At 68.1% G+C, this 13,156-nt stretch carries 16 protein-coding genes; 8 read left to right on the top strand and 8 right to left on the bottom strand.

Features of this window, described 5'->3' with window-relative positions:
- Window positions 1-31: 31 nt before the first annotated feature.
- The 4 genes from ACLJO0_RS27970 (at window position 32) to ACLJO0_RS27955 (ending at window position 3,314) form a co-directional block, all read left to right on the top strand.
- Entirely contained in the window at window positions 32-937 is a 906-nt protein-coding gene (locus ACLJO0_RS27970) for an aldose 1-epimerase family protein (protein ID WP_410581533.1), read from the top strand.
- A 1-nt stretch (window position 938) separates the two neighbouring features.
- Entirely contained in the window at window positions 939-1,421 is a 483-nt protein-coding gene (locus ACLJO0_RS27965) for a GNAT family N-acetyltransferase (RefSeq protein WP_410581532.1), read from the top strand.
- An 11-nt stretch (window positions 1,422-1,432) separates the two neighbouring features.
- Window positions 1,433-2,662 (top strand): amidohydrolase, encoded by a 1,230-nt coding sequence (locus ACLJO0_RS27960; protein ID WP_410581530.1) that lies wholly within the window; start codon window positions 1,433-1,435, stop codon window positions 2,660-2,662.
- A 67-nt stretch (window positions 2,663-2,729) separates the two neighbouring features.
- On the top strand, window positions 2,730-3,314 hold the full coding sequence (locus ACLJO0_RS27955) for a hypothetical protein (RefSeq protein WP_410581528.1): 585 nt from the start codon (window positions 2,730-2,732) through the stop codon (window positions 3,312-3,314).
- A 4-nt stretch (window positions 3,315-3,318) separates the two neighbouring features.
- On the opposite strand, the gene ACLJO0_RS27950 is transcribed toward ACLJO0_RS27955, so the two are convergent.
- Both ACLJO0_RS27950 and ACLJO0_RS27945 read right to left on the bottom strand, forming a co-directional pair.
- Window positions 3,319-3,612: a hypothetical protein gene (locus ACLJO0_RS27950; RefSeq protein WP_410581808.1), complete on the bottom strand. Its 294-nt coding sequence runs from the start codon at window positions 3,610-3,612 to the stop codon at window positions 3,319-3,321.
- 67 nt (window positions 3,613-3,679) lie between these two features.
- Window positions 3,680-4,825: an acyl-CoA dehydrogenase family protein gene (locus tag ACLJO0_RS27945; RefSeq protein ID WP_410581526.1), complete on the bottom strand. Its 1,146-nt coding sequence runs from the start codon at window positions 4,823-4,825 to the stop codon at window positions 3,680-3,682.
- A 104-nt stretch (window positions 4,826-4,929) separates the two neighbouring features.
- Here ACLJO0_RS27945 and ACLJO0_RS27940 point away from each other — a divergent pair, with 104 nt between their 5' ends.
- From ACLJO0_RS27940 to ACLJO0_RS27925, 4 genes are all read left to right on the top strand, one after another.
- Complete coding sequence (locus ACLJO0_RS27940; protein WP_125791456.1) at window positions 4,930-5,520, top strand: TetR/AcrR family transcriptional regulator; 591 nt, start codon at window positions 4,930-4,932, stop codon at window positions 5,518-5,520.
- Between the two features lie 43 nt (window positions 5,521-5,563).
- Window positions 5,564-6,505, top strand: coding sequence for a carbohydrate kinase family protein (locus ACLJO0_RS27935; RefSeq protein ID WP_410581525.1), 942 nt, complete (start codon window positions 5,564-5,566; stop codon window positions 6,503-6,505).
- 192 nt (window positions 6,506-6,697) lie between these two features.
- Entirely contained in the window at window positions 6,698-7,999 is a 1,302-nt protein-coding gene (locus ACLJO0_RS27930; protein ID WP_125684045.1) for a citrate synthase, read from the top strand.
- Window positions 8,000-8,112: 113 nt separating this feature from the next.
- Complete coding sequence (locus ACLJO0_RS27925) at window positions 8,113-9,462, top strand: cryptochrome/photolyase family protein (protein ID WP_410581523.1); 1,350 nt, start codon at window positions 8,113-8,115, stop codon at window positions 9,460-9,462.
- Window positions 9,463-9,515: 53 nt separating this feature from the next.
- On the opposite strand, the gene ACLJO0_RS27920 is transcribed toward ACLJO0_RS27925, so the two are convergent.
- The 6 genes from ACLJO0_RS27920 to ACLJO0_RS27895 are packed head-to-tail and all read right to left on the bottom strand — an operon-like array spanning window position 9,516 to window position 13,125.
- The gene (locus ACLJO0_RS27920; protein WP_410581522.1) at window positions 9,516-10,706 is read right to left on the bottom strand and encodes an ABC transporter permease; all 1,191 of its coding nucleotides are present in this window, start codon (window positions 10,704-10,706) and stop codon (window positions 9,516-9,518) included.
- Window positions 10,703-11,629, bottom strand: a complete 927-nt coding sequence (locus ACLJO0_RS27915) for an ABC transporter ATP-binding protein (protein ID WP_125791622.1) — start codon at window positions 11,627-11,629, stop codon at window positions 10,703-10,705. The genes ACLJO0_RS27920 and ACLJO0_RS27915 overlap by 4 nt, the downstream gene beginning before the upstream one ends.
- Window positions 11,626-11,856, bottom strand: coding sequence for a hypothetical protein (locus ACLJO0_RS27910; protein WP_410581520.1), 231 nt, complete (start codon window positions 11,854-11,856; stop codon window positions 11,626-11,628). The genes ACLJO0_RS27915 and ACLJO0_RS27910 overlap by 4 nt, the downstream gene beginning before the upstream one ends.
- Window positions 11,853-12,317, bottom strand: a complete 465-nt coding sequence (locus ACLJO0_RS27905) for a hypothetical protein (protein WP_410581518.1) — start codon at window positions 12,315-12,317, stop codon at window positions 11,853-11,855. The genes ACLJO0_RS27910 and ACLJO0_RS27905 overlap by 4 nt, the downstream gene beginning before the upstream one ends.
- Window positions 12,314-12,859: a hypothetical protein gene (locus ACLJO0_RS27900; protein WP_410581516.1), complete on the bottom strand. Its 546-nt coding sequence runs from the start codon at window positions 12,857-12,859 to the stop codon at window positions 12,314-12,316. Before ACLJO0_RS27900 ends, ACLJO0_RS27905 begins: the two co-directional genes overlap by 4 nt.
- Window positions 12,856-13,125 (bottom strand): helix-turn-helix transcriptional regulator, encoded by a 270-nt coding sequence (locus tag ACLJO0_RS27895; protein WP_410581515.1) that lies wholly within the window; start codon window positions 13,123-13,125, stop codon window positions 12,856-12,858. Before ACLJO0_RS27895 ends, ACLJO0_RS27900 begins: the two co-directional genes overlap by 4 nt.
- Window positions 13,126-13,156: the final 31 nt, after the last annotated feature.

The following is a 13,156-nucleotide window of genomic DNA, read 5'->3' as shown; positions in this document are numbered from 1 at the left end:
TTCGGACAAGGCCGCCGGTAACCTCGTCAGCATGGCCAATCCCACCGGAGAGCAGTTCGAGATCACCCGCGGCAACGCGCGCGCCGTCGTCACCGAGATCGGTGCCGGGTTGCGCGCGTTCGAGGTCGGCGGCGTGCCGTACGTCGAGGCGTTCGCCGAGGACGAGAAGCCGCCGAAGGGTGCCGGGCAGGTGCTGCTGCCCTGGCCGAACCGCACCAAGGGCGGCCAGTGGGTGCACCAGGGGGAGAAGCAGCAGCTCGCGATCACCGAGGAGGCACGCGGCAACGCGATCCATGGCCTGACCCGGCACGAGGAGTGGGAGCTCCTCGAACACGCGGAGTCGTCGATCACCCTGGCCATCGACGTCCCGGCGCGGGAAGGCTGGCCGGTGCCGCTGCGCGCGACGATCACCTACGAGATCTCGCCGCGCGAACTGGTCGTGACGCACGAGATCCGCAACGAGGGCGAGAGCCCGATCGGCGTCGGGCTCGGCACGCACCCGTACTTCCGCATCGGCGACGTGCCCACCGACGAGCTGACCCTGACGCTGCCCGCGAGCCGGGTCCGGCCGTACGTCGGCGACGAGCAGATGCCGTACGCCGACGAACAGGACGTCGAGGGGACCGAGTACGACTTCCGGTCCGGCAAGGTGCTCGAAGGCGTCGACCTGGACACGGCGTTCGGCGGGCTGAGCGTGGCCGAGGACGGCAACCACCACCACGTCCTCTCGCACGGGGAGCGGGAGCTGCTGGTCTGGGCCGGGCCGGACTTCCGCTGGGCACAGGTGTTCACGCCGGACGATCTGGTCGGCCGCGGCCGGGCGGTGGCGATCGAGCCGATGACCTGCCCCGCCGACGCGCTCAACACCGGCACCGACCTGATCGACCTGGAGCCCGCGTCCTCGTGGACCGGGAGCTGGGGAATCAGGGTGCGCTGAGATGTCGTTTCTCCGCCTGGGCCCCGCGGACGCGGGCGAAGTGCTCACGCTGCAACGCGCTGCGTACGTCCCGGAGGCCAGGGAACACGAGAATCTCGACCTCCCGCCGCTGCTCGAGACGTTCGAGCAGGCCAAGGAGGCACTGGGCGATGCCGCGTGCTTCGCCTGGGGCGTCAGGGAATCCGGGCGATTGGTGGCGAGTGTCCGGATCGTCGTGGACGGCGAGGCCGGTCTCGTCGGCAGGCTCATCGTGGCCCCGGACAGGCAGGGACACGGGCTCGGCAGCTCGTTGCTGCTCGGCGCCGAAGCGGCCGCGCCGCCTTCGGTGACCGTGTTCCGCCTGTTCACCGGCGAGCGGAGCGCCGGTCCGCTGCGGATGTACCGGAAGCTCGGCTACGTCGAAACGCACCGGACGCCCGAGAAGCACTACGAGCTGGTCCACTTCGAAAAGCCCCGCGTGCGGACCGGCGGCCCAGTTCGTTAGCGTGTCAAAGTATGTCGAACAAAGCACAGGTCAAGGCCATCGTCGGTGGTTACGTCGTCCCGGTCGACGGTGATCCGATCGACGGCGGCACGGTCCTCATCGAGAACGGGAAGATCGTCGCGGTCGGCGCCGACGCCGACGTCGACGTCCCCGACGACGCCGAACTGATCGACGCCGCGGGCAGCTGGGTGCTGCCCGGGTTCATCGACGCGCACGCCCACCTCGGCGTCCACGAGGACGGCGAAGGCTGGTCGGGCAACGACACCAACGAGATGACCGACCCCAATGGCGCGCGGTTCCGGGCGATCGACGGGATCGACCCCTACGAGCCCGGCTTCGACGACGCGCTCGCGGGCGGCGTCACCAGCGTCGTCATCAAGCCCGGTTCGGGGAACCCCATCGGCGGGCAGACGATCGGCGTCAAGACCTGGGGCCGGACCGTGCTGGACATGATCTTCGCCGAGGGTGTCAGCGTGAAGAGCGCGCTCGGCGAGAACCCGAAGCGCGTCTACGGCGACAAAAAGCAGACGCCGTCGACCAGGCTCGGCGTCGCGTCGACCATCCGCGACGCGTTCACCGCCGCGCGCAACTACGCCGCCCAGCGCGACCACGCCGCCGGCGAGGGCAAGCCGTTCGACGTCGACCTGACCAAGGAGACGCTGGCCAAGGTCCTCGACGGCGAGCTTTACTGGGACCAGCACGTCCACCGCGCCGACGACATGGTCACCGCGATCCGGCTGGCGGACGAGTTCGGCTACAAGCTGGTGATCAACCACGGCACCGAAGGCCACCTGATCGCGGACCTGCTCGCCGAGCGGGACGTGCCGGTGATCCTCGGCCCGCTGTTCACCACCAAGTCCAAAGTGGAGCTGCGCAACCGCACCCTGCGCGCGCCCGGCATCCTCGCCAGGGCGGGCGTGCGGATCGCGATCACCACGGACCACCCGGTCGTGCCGATCAACTTCCTGGTGTACCAAGCGGCGCTGTCGGTGAAGGACGGCCTCGACCCGGAGACCGCGCTGAAGGCGCTGACCGTCAACCCGGCCGCGATGCTGGACCTCGACGACCAGGTCGGCGCGCTGAAGCCCGGCCTCGACGCCGACGTGGTCCTCTGGTCGGGTGACCCGCTCGACGTGATGAACCGCGCCATGCGGGTGTTCGTGCGCGGGCGCGAGGTCTACCACTTCGACTCCGACGCCGGGGTCGGCGTCACCGAGGAACGCCGGTACCGCGAAGGCTGACTTCGGTCTTGCCAGGGCGGCCCATCTGTGCTCTCATGTGTGACACACTGGGGAGGGTGTGTAACACATGAAGCGCTGGGTTCTTGTCCTGGTAATCGGGTTCGGCTTCTTGGGTGTCTGCCTGCTGTGGGCGACCGAAGACTCGAGCGCCGTCAAATGCGACGGCAGGCTCATGTCGTACGGCGACGTCTGCGAGACCACCAAGGGTGGCCGCACCGTCCGTACGGAGACCTACGACCAGATGAAGCACGGTGCGGAGGTCCGTGAGAGGGCCTTCAAGAACCATGGTCTGTGGGTGGGCGGAGTCGGGGTCGGGCTGACCGGGCTGGGCGCGACGATGCTGATCCGCAAGAAGCGTCGCGCGTCGCGGGCCGGTGTGGCGGCGCCGCAAGGTGGGCAGCCGCAGCCTCAGCCCCAATGGCAAGGACAGACGCAGCCTCAGTGGCAAGGACAGGCGCAGCCGGGATTTCCGCCGCAGCAAGGAAACCCGCGGCCGTACGCGAACCAGGCGGTTCAGCAGTACCCGCAGCAGCAGCCCGGCCCGCCGGCGCAGGCCGTTCAGCCGTATCAGCAGCCGTACCCGCCGCAGGGCGGCTGGCCGCAGCAGCAACCGCAGCAACCGCCGCAGCAGTTCGGCCCGACAGGGCACTGAATGGCTACGCCAGAAGCCGATCGGGCTCCAGTTTCACCGGAAACGGCTCGGCGGCGGCGAATTCGCCGGGCATGGCCGGAGCGTCCTGGTAGCCGAGTTCGCCTGCCGCACAGAGGGCGATGATCAGATCCGGTCGCCTGGCGAAACCCGGCTCGCCGGGCGGCACCAGCCCTAGGTCCACGTCGATGTCCTGGATGAACTCGAGGTGATCGGGCAGCCGGCCTTCCACGAGCTCGGTGAATCCGGAATCGGGCTCACCGAGCGCCGCGTACTCCGCGATCGACAGCAGGCGATTCAGAAGGCCGACCTCTCCGCATGTCTCACGATCACCACGTGACCACTGGTGTTCGTATCAGCGCGGAGAGTCAGGCCTTCCGGAGTTCCCGCGCGATCACCATGCGCTGGATCTGGTTCGTGCCCTCGAAGATCTGCGGCACCTTCGCCTCTCGCATGTACCGCTCCACCGGGAAGTCCTTCGTGTATCCGGCTCCACCGAGGACTTGGACGGCGTCGGTGGTCACCTTCATCGCGCCGTCGGTCGCGACGAGCTTCGCGATGGAGGCCTGCCGCTGGAACGGCAGCCCGCGGTCGCGGCGGCGGGCGGCGTCGAGGTACATGGCGCGGGAGGTCTCGACGGTCGCGGCCATGTCGGCCAGCAGGAACTCCAGGCCCTGGAACTCGATGATCGGCCGCCCGAACTGCGTGCGCCCCTTCGCGTATTCGAGGGCCTCGTCCAGCGCGGCCTGCGCGAGCCCGACGGCGCAAGCGGCGATGCCCAGCCGTCCGGAGCTGAGCGACGACAGCGCGATTTTCAGGCCCTGGCCCTCTTCGCCGATCCGGCGGTCGGCGTCGACGGCGGCGTCGTCGAACATCAGCTGCGCGGTGGTCGAGCCGGTGAGGCCCATTTTCCGCTCCGGCGGCGCGGCCGAGAGGCCCGGCGTCGCCGCGTCGACGAGCAGGCAGGTGATGCCCTGCCCGCCGTCGTCGCTCGTGCGCACCATGGTCGTGTAGAAGTCGGCCTCACCCGCGTGGGTGATCCACGCCTTCGTGCCGTTCACGACGTACTGGTCGCCGTCGAGCCGCGCGCGGGTCGAGAGGGCGGCCGCGTCGGAGCCGGCGTGGGTCTCCGAAAGCGCGTACGCGCCCAGCAGGCCGCCTTCCAGCATCGCGGGCAGCCAGCGGTCGCGCTGCTCGTCGGTGCCGTTGTGCGCGAGTGCGAAGCAGGACATCGTGTGCACGGACAGCCCGACGCCGACCGACATCCACGCGGTCGCGATCTCCTCGAGAACCTGCAGGTAGACCTCGTACGGCAGGTCCCCGCCGCCCCATCGCTCCGCGTACGGCAGCCCGAGCAGCCCGGCCTGTCCGAGCAGCCGGAACTGCTCGCGCGGGAAGTGCGCGGTCTCTTCGTACTTGCTCGCGATCGGGGCGAGCTCCTCGCGCGCGATCTCCTTGGCCAGGTCGAGCAGGTCCTGGGCCTCGGTGCTGGGCAGAAGACGGTCCGCCGGCATGGCTCCTCCGAGCTGAACTGTACTCAAAACAGTACTGTGGGCTCGTTGAGAGTACAGTATGAACTGTCTGGGGACCCACGATCCGGGTAAGGGATAGTGATCCGATGACCCCGCGCCGCCAGCCCACCGCGCGCCAGAGAGCACTGCTCTCGGAGCTTGAAGAGCTCTTCCTCGCCGAGGGGTTCTCCCAGTTCACGCTGGACGATCTCGCCGCAAGGCTCCGCTGCTCGAAGTCGACCCTCTACGCGCTCGCGCCCAGCAAGGAGCAGCTCGCGGTCAAGGTCGTCACCCACTTTTTCAAGGGCGCCGCCGAGCTGCTGGAAGAGCGGATCGACGGGATCGACGACGCCCGCAAGATCCTCGGGGAGTACCTCGCCGGGATCTCCGAGTACCTGAATCGCGCTTCGGCCGCTTTCATGACCGATATCGCCGAATTCGCGCCGGCGCGGGACGCGTATCAGCTCAACAGCCGCGCCGCGGCCCAGCGGATCCGGTCGTTCATCGACCGCGGCGTCACCGACGGAGTTTTCCGCGAGGTGCACGCGCGGTTGATCGCGGAAATGGCGGGGCTGATCATCGAGGGAATCCAGACCGGCGTCATCGGCCAGCGCGCCGGGGTGACCGACGCCGAGGCGTTCACCGCGCTTTCGGAACTTCTCCTTGGCGGGATCGCGACAAAAAATGTCCTGAACTGACAATTCTGGTGGTCTTGCCGCCGCCTCGGCTAGCATCGCGCCCGTGATCGTCGTAGGTGGAGAGGCGCTGGTCGACCTCGTTCCCGGTGCACCGTTGGATTCCACTGTGGACGGTGGGTTGCGCGCGCTGCTGCCCCGGATGGGTGGTGGTCCCTACAACGTCGCGCTCGCCGCCGGGCGGCTCGGCGTCCCGACGGGGTTCTTCTCGCGGGTCTCGAACGACCGGTTCGGTGTCGCGCTGGTGGACCGGCTGCACGCCTCCGGTGTCGACACCACCTTGCTGCAACGGGGAAACGAGCCGACGACGCTCGCCGTGGTCGCGCTCGACGAGAAGGGTTCGGCGCGGTACACCTTCTACACCGAGGGCACCGCGGACAGGCTCGTCGGCGACCCCGGCCCGCTGCCGGAGAATGTGACGGCGCTCTCGCTCGGCACCCTCGGCATGGTCCTGGAGCCGGGGGCGAGCACCTACGAAACCGTGTTGCGCCGCGAATCCGACCGCGGTGTGCTGACCGTCCTCGATCCGAACATCCGTGCGGCGCTGATCACCGATCCGGCGGCGTACCGGGCGAGGTTCCAGTCCTGGCTGCCGCATATCCGGCTGCTCAAGATCTCCGACGACGACACGGAATGGCTTGCCGAAGGCGCTGATCCGGTCGACGCGGCAAAGGTCTGGACCTCTTGCGGAGTCGATGCCGTCGTGCTCACCCGCGGCGCGCAGGGGCTGTCCGTCATCACACGAGCGGGCGAAATCGCGCAGGTCCCGTCACGCCGGGTCGACGTCGTCGACACGATCGGCGCCGGTGACACCGTGCAGGGCGCCCTGCTGGCGTGGCTGTACTCGAACGGGGTGCGTGACGTGTCCACACTCGACGCCGGCGGCTGGCGTGCGGCGCTCGAATTCGCGGCGAAAGCGGCGTCGATCACCGTCTCGCGGAGCGGGGCGGAACCGCCGACGGCCGGGGATATGGCATCCGCCGTGTGAACCTGGTCCCAAAGGGGCTGTTGTGAGCAACTCACCCGCTGCGCGTTGACCCCATTCTCGACTAGCGTGGAGGGGAATTCATACCCCAGCGGGGCGGTGTGCAGCGAGGCCATGGGTCACGCGCGAGAAAGAGGGCGTACCTGTGGGACCTACAGGCGCCGCCGGCCCGTGCTGAACGTGAGAGGGACTTACATGTCCGACGCGACGACGGGCGAGACCGCGACGCTGCGCCTGCCCAATGGTGAGCACGAGTTCAAGGTGATCCACCCGGTCGAGGGCGCGCCTGGGATCGAGCTGGGGAAGCTGCTGGCGACGACCGGGTACATCACGCACGACCCGGGCTTCGTGAACACCGGTGCCGCGTCGTCGGCCATCACCTACATCGACGGTGACGCCGGCATCCTGCGCTACCGCGGGTACCCGATCGAGCAGCTGGCCGAGAAGTCGACCTTCATCGAGGTCTCGTACCTGCTCATCTACGGCGAGCTGCCCACCCAGACGCAGCTGTCCGAGTTCACCGAGAAGATCCAGCGCCACACCCTGCTGCACGAAGACCTCAAGGCCTTCTTCAGTGGCTTCCCGCGCGACGCGCACCCGATGCCGGTGCTCTCCAGCGCCGTATCCGCGCTGTCGACCTTCTACCAGGACTCGCTCAACCCGTTCGACGAACCGAACGTGGAGCTGTCCACCATCCGGCTGCTGGCCAAGGTCCCGACCCTGGCCGCGTACGCGTACAAGAAGTCCGTCGGCCAGCCGCTGCTGTACCCGGACAACTCGCTCGGCCTGGTCGAGAACTTCCTGCGGATGACCTTCGGCTTCCCCGCCGAGCCCTACGAGGTCGACCCGGACGTCGCCAAGGCGCTCGACCTGCTGTTCATCCTGCACGCCGACCACGAGCAGAACTGCTCGACCTCTACCGTGCGCCTCGTCGGCTCCTCCGAGGCGAACCTGTTCGCCTCGATCTCGGCCGGTATCAACGCGCTCTTCGGCCCGCTGCACGGTGGCGCCAACAGCGCGGTGCTGGACATGCTCGAGGGCATCCAGGCCGAGGGCGGCGACGTCGCGAACTTCGTCACCCGCGTGAAGAACAAGGAAAAGGGTGTCCGCCTGATGGGCTTCGGGCACCGGGTCTACAAGAACTACGACCCGCGCGCGAAGATCATCAAGAACACCGCGGACGAGATCCTTTCCAAGCTCAAGGGCGGCGACCAGCTGCTCGACATCGCGAAGAAGCTGGAAGAGACCGCGCTCTCGGACGACTACTTCATCGAGCGGAAGCTGTACCCGAACGTCGACTTCTACACCGGCCTGATCTACCGGGCGCTCGGCTTCCCGACGAAGTACTTCACCGTGCTGTTCGCGCTCGGCCGCCTGCCGGGCTGGATCGCGCACTGGCGCGAGATGATCCAGGACCCGGCCACCAAGATCGGCCGCCCGCGGCAGATCTACACCGGCTACGCGTCGCGGGACTACGCGCCCATCGCGGAGCGCTGATCCCCCTCCGTCAAGCGCCATGAAAGGTCCTTTCCTTGCAAAATTCGCAAGGAAAGGACCTTTCATTGCATCCGGGCGTGCAGGGTCGGAGGAGCGCGCTTAGGGTTTCCGGAGTGACCAGAGAAGCCCCGGTAGTGCTGTGGTTCCGCCGCGACCTCCGCCTCGGCGACCACGCCGCCCTGCTGGAGGCCTCGAAGCACAGCAAACATGTCCTCGCGCTGTACGTCCTCGACGACGCGCTCCTCGAACCGTCCGGTGCCCCGCGTGTCGCGTTCCTGCACGGCTGCCTGAAGGCGCTGGACGATCAGCTCGGCGGACGGCTGATGCTCGTCAAGGGCGACCCTGCCGTGGAGGTCGTCAAGGCCGCGCGCGAGATCGGCGCCGCGACGGTGCACGTCAGCGCGGACACCGGACCGTACGGCCGCCGTCGCGACGACGAGGTCAAAAAGGCGTTGGCGGAGCACGACATCGCCTGGGTCGAGACGGGTTCCTCGTACGCGATCACCCCCGGCCGCGTCGTCAAGCCCGACGGCGACCCCTATCGCGTGTTCACCCCGTTCTACCGTGCGTGGGTGCGCCACGGCTGGCCGCGGCCCGCCGACACCGGAAGGTCCATAGTGGACTGGGTGGAGCCGCCGCGTTCGGTCAAGTTCCCGAAATCCCCTTCGCTCAACGGGATGGAGCTGCCGGAGCCCGGCGAGAAGGCGGCGCTGGAGCGCTGGCACGAATTCCTGGACGACGGCGTCGAGACCTACGACGAGGATCGCGACCGGCCGGATCGTCCCGGTACGACAAGGCTTTCACCGTATCTGCGCTGGGGTTGCGTCCACCCGCGCACCTTGCTGGCCGACCTCGCCGGGAACGAGGGATCCGGCGCGAAGGCATTGCGCGGTGAGTTCGCCTGGCGCGAGTTCCACGCCGACGTCCTGTGGCATCGCCCCGAAACCGCGCGGAAGAACTACGATTCCCGCTTCGACGCCATGGAATACGAGAGCGACGACGAGGCATTCCGGCGGTGGTGCGAAGGACGCACCGGCTTCCCGATCGTCGACGCCGGGATGCGGCAGCTGCTCGCCGAGGGCTGGATGCACAACCGCGTCCGGATGATCGTGGCGAGTTTCCTGGTCAAGGACCTGCATCTGCCGTGGTGGCTCGGCGCCCGGCATTTCATGAAGCATCTGGTCGACGGCGACCTCGCGTCGAACCAGCTGAACTGGCAGTGGGTGGCGGGCAGCGGCACCGACGCCGCGCCGTACTTCCGGATCTTCAATCCGACCACGCAGGGGGAGAAGTTCGACCCCTCCGGCGACTACGTCCGCCGCTACGTCGCCGAACTCCGCTCCGTGCAAGGAAAAGCCGTGCACAAACCCGCCGACGTGCCCGGCTACCCCGCGCCCATGGTGGACCACGCTCACGAACGCCAGGTCGCCCTGGAGCGCTACGGCGCCATCAAAGGTCCGTGAGGGCCTCCTTCCCTACCCTGAGAGTAGGGAAGGAGGCCCTCACGGACTTGAGGTCAGCCGCGCAGGGCTTCCGAAAGCTTGATCCGGCTGCCGACCCGCAGGACGCTGTTCTGGTAGATCCGCGCGCCCAGCCAGGTGAACAGGGCGATGGCGGCCACCGTCAGGCCGAGCGACAGCGCGATCTCCCACACCTCGACGGTCCCGGCCGCGATCCGTGCGGGCATCAGCACCGGGGAAAGCAGCGGCACCAGGGAAAGGACCTTCGTCCCCGTGCCGTCCGGCGCCTGCGTCAGCAGGTTGAACCCGACGATGAAGCCGAGGATCAGCACGATGTTGACCGGGCCGATGACCGACTGCGTGTCCTCCTGCCGCGAGACCAGCGAGCCCATCGCGCCGTAGACGGTGGCGTACAGCAGGAATCCGAGCAGGTACCACAGCACACCCCACAGCAGCGCGCCCGTCGCGACCCCGGACAGCGTCAGCACGTTGGTCGCGGAAGCGACGATCAACCCGGCGCCGCCGATGATCACCAGCTGGGTCAGCCCGACCAGGCCGAGCCCGATCACCTTGCCCAGCAACAGATGCCACGGCCGTACGGTGGACAGCAGGATCTCCACGACCCGGCTGGACTTCTCTTCGACCACCCCTTGGGCGACCAGCGTCCCGTAGGTCACGATGCTCATGTACAGCAGCACCGCCACGATCAGCCCGATCACCATCCGCTGCGACTTCTCGGGGTCCGGCGGTTTGATCGAGTCGACCTTGACCTGGGTCTGGTGGACCGTTTGCATCACTTCTTCCGGCGACCGCTGGGCCTCGGAAAGAATGCCGTTCAGCACTTCCTGCTGGGACACGCCGTTCAGCAGGGAACGCAGCTTGGTGTCCAATTCGGACTTGACGAGCACGTTGAGCTCGGTGGCGTTGCCGGACAGCAACGCGTCGAGATCACCGTTCTCGACCTGCGTCCGGCCCTGCGCCGGATCGGTGACGGTGACGGTCTCGATCTTCTCGCCGATCGCCGCACCCGCCGTCTGGAGCTGCTGCGCGATTCCGGCGGTCTGGCCGGACAGGCCGACCTTGCTCTTGTCCTCGTTGCTGATCAGCGTGGACTGCAGCAGGACGTAACCCATCAGCATCACCAGCAGCACGGCGGTGCCGATCACGAAGGACCGGGTGCGCAGCCGGGTGTTCAGCTCGCGTTTGGCGATGAGCCAGACCGCGCGCCACGAAGAGACGGTGTTCATGCGGAAACTCCTTGTGCCGCCGGCTTCTCCGCGACCGCGTCGCGGAAGAGGTCGGTCAGCGAACGCCTGCGTTTGGTGAATTCGGTGACCGGGCCCGTGGCCAGCGCCGCGGCGAGCACGGCCTGGTCGTCGGCGCCCGCCTCGAGTTCGAGGATCGCCGTCGGGCCGTTCTGCTCGACCGAGCGCACGCCGGGAACAGCCGAAGCCCAGCCGGGCGCGGCGTTGGGCGCGGTGACGACGAGCCCGTTGCCCGCGCCGGCGGTCAGTTCCCCGACGGTGCCGGAGGCGACCATCCGTCCACTTCGGATGATGCCGACCCGGTCGCACAGCCGCTCGACCAGATCCAGCTGGTGGCTGGAGAACACCACCGGCACCCCGGTCGCGGCCTTCTCGCGCAGCACGCCGCTCATCACGTCCACGGCCAGCGGGTCGAGGCCGGAGAACGGCTCGTCCAGCACCAGCACCCGCGGATCGTGCACCAGCGCGGCCGCGAGCTGCACGCGCTGCTGGTTGCCGAGGCTCAGCTTCTGGACCTCGTCCTTGCGCCGTTCGGTCAGCCCGAGCCTGGCGATCCAGTTCTCGGCGCTGCGGTGGGCGTCGTTGGCCGACATCCCGTGCAGTTCGGCGAGGTAGACCAGCTGCTCCAGCACCTTCATCTTCGGGTACAGCCCGCGTTCCTCCGGCATGTACCCGATATGCGTGCGGGTCTCGTGGGTGATCGGGGCGCCGCCGAGGAGCACCTGCCCGGAGTCGGCCGACAGCACCCCGAGGACGATCCGCATCGTGGTGGTCTTGCCCGCGCCGTTGCTGCCGACGAACCCGAACAGCTCGCCGGGCTGGACCTCGAAGCTCACCTCGTCCAGCGCGACCTTCGCGCCGTACTTCTTGGAGATCCGGTCGATCTCCAGTTTCCCCTCGCTCATTTCCACTTCCCCTCTTCGAAATACCGCACCAGCGCCGTGAATCCCCGATGGACGCCGGAAACCGTGCGGTTCCGCTGGATCAGCCCGTCCAGCTTGACGTTGCCCATCACCGAGGTGGCCCGGTACACCAGGACCGCCCGGCCCGCGCCGGCGAGGACCCCACTCGCCACCAGCACGACGGCGACCACGCCGACGGACACCTTGTAACGCTTCTTGTCCCCGGTCATGCCGGAGTCACCCCCTCGAAGTCGGTGAAGTCATCGGGGTCGTCGTCCGGCAGCCGCCAAGCGAGCCAAAGTGCCGGCAGCGACGTTCCGAAGACGAGCAACGCCGCTGTCATCGCGGCCAGCAAGGAACCGGAATCCGGCTGCCCGGCCGCGTAAAGCCCGTAAGCGAGATCCACCGCCATCAGGAGGCAGATCCCTTGGAAGGCACTGTAATGCGCCCTGTCGCGCCAGAGCAGTTCGCGTTCGTCGAGATCACCCGCGCCGGAGCCGGGTCTGCCGACTGCCTTGCGCAGTACCGCCGCGGTGCCCACGCAGAGACACAATCCCGGCCCCATCAGGCCGACGGCGAACCACAGCGTGGGCTCGCGGAGCAGCGCGGCACCGGCGATCACGACCAGATGGCCGATCACGGCCGCGACGGCGAGACGACGGCGGTCCGATCGCGTCCGGGTGGTGGTCATGCGGGGCTCACCTCGTCGAAGTCCTCCGGATCGTCGTCCGGCAGCGTCCAGCCGAGGATGACGCCGGCGAGCGTGGTGCCGGTGACCAGCAGTGCGCAGGCCATCATCGCGCCGCGGACGCCGCCGTCCTCGGTGTCGGCGATGATCAGGCTGTAGAGCACCGCGATCATCATCAGCCCCACCAAGATCTGATAGCTGATGAAGGTCACGCGGTGGCGCCATTCCCGCTCGCGTTCGTCGAGCCGGAGCGAGAACCCGCCGCTCATCTTGCCGGTGAGGATTCGCAGCAGGTAGTACGCGCCGCCGGCGACGACGCAGCCACCGAACCAGCACACGACGAACAACGTCGAGGGCTGAGAACGGAACGTGGCGGCACCGATGATCAGGATCAGGTTGCCCGTCAGCACGAGCACACTCAACGTCCGCCGCCGTTTCCGCGTGCGCCAGGTCGGCAGTCGCAGCGCCCGCTTGCGTTCGATCTCGTCCAGCCGTTCCAGCCGGCGCTCCCAGTACGCCGCGAGACGGCCTCGTTCCTCGCTCATGTTCCCCCCTCCCGGTAGACCTGAGTGGACAGTGGCGTGAACGGTTCGCGGCTGAACACGGCCTCGACCGGGAGGTCGAACACCGTGCAGATGCGAAACGCCAGGTCCAGGCTCGGGTAGTGGTCGCCCCGTTCGAGCGCGCCGATGGTCTGTGGGTTGACCTCGACGGCCGCGGCGAGGGCGGCCCTGCTCAGTCCACGCTCCGCCCGGAGCACGGGCAGCCGGTTGTAGATCGGCAGCTCTTTGCCGCGTCTGACCGGACTCATGGAACATACTGTTGCAAAAACCCAACGACTC

The sequence above is a fragment of the Amycolatopsis sp. lyj-108 genome, from assembly GCF_046549005.1.
GTDB lineage: Bacteria > Actinomycetota > Actinomycetes > Mycobacteriales > Pseudonocardiaceae > Amycolatopsis.
This window is presented reverse-complemented; position numbering and strand designations above follow the sequence as displayed.

Bases quoted from the DNA above. Each gene is read 5' to 3' on its own strand.
- ACLJO0_RS27970 (WP_410581533.1), top strand. From the start codon at position 32: ATGGCCAATCCCACCGGAGAGCAGTTCGAGATCACCCGCGGCAACGCG.
- ACLJO0_RS27965 (WP_410581532.1), top strand. From the start codon at position 939: ATGTCGTTTCTCCGCCTGGGCCCCGCGGACGCGGGCGAAGTGCTCACG.
- ACLJO0_RS27960 (WP_410581530.1), top strand. From the start codon at position 1,433: ATGTCGAACAAAGCACAGGTCAAGGCCATCGTCGGTGGTTACGTCGTC.
- ACLJO0_RS27955 (WP_410581528.1), top strand. From the start codon at position 2,730: ATGAAGCGCTGGGTTCTTGTCCTGGTAATCGGGTTCGGCTTCTTGGGT.
- ACLJO0_RS27945 (WP_410581526.1), bottom strand. From the start codon at position 4,825: ATGCCGGCGGACCGTCTTCTGCCCAGCACCGAGGCCCAGGACCTGCTC.
- ACLJO0_RS27940 (WP_125791456.1), top strand. From the start codon at position 4,930: ATGACCCCGCGCCGCCAGCCCACCGCGCGCCAGAGAGCACTGCTCTCG.
- ACLJO0_RS27930 (WP_125684045.1), top strand. From the start codon at position 6,698: ATGTCCGACGCGACGACGGGCGAGACCGCGACGCTGCGCCTGCCCAAT.
- ACLJO0_RS27920 (WP_410581522.1), bottom strand. From the start codon at position 10,706: ATGAACACCGTCTCTTCGTGGCGCGCGGTCTGGCTCATCGCCAAACGC.
- ACLJO0_RS27915 (WP_125791622.1), bottom strand. From the start codon at position 11,629: ATGAGCGAGGGGAAACTGGAGATCGACCGGATCTCCAAGAAGTACGGC.
- ACLJO0_RS27910 (WP_410581520.1), bottom strand. From the start codon at position 11,856: ATGACCGGGGACAAGAAGCGTTACAAGGTGTCCGTCGGCGTGGTCGCC.
- ACLJO0_RS27905 (WP_410581518.1), bottom strand. From the start codon at position 12,317: ATGACCACCACCCGGACGCGATCGGACCGCCGTCGTCTCGCCGTCGCG.
- ACLJO0_RS27900 (WP_410581516.1), bottom strand. From the start codon at position 12,859: ATGAGCGAGGAACGAGGCCGTCTCGCGGCGTACTGGGAGCGCCGGCTG.
- ACLJO0_RS27895 (WP_410581515.1), bottom strand. From the start codon at position 13,125: ATGAGTCCGGTCAGACGCGGCAAAGAGCTGCCGATCTACAACCGGCTG.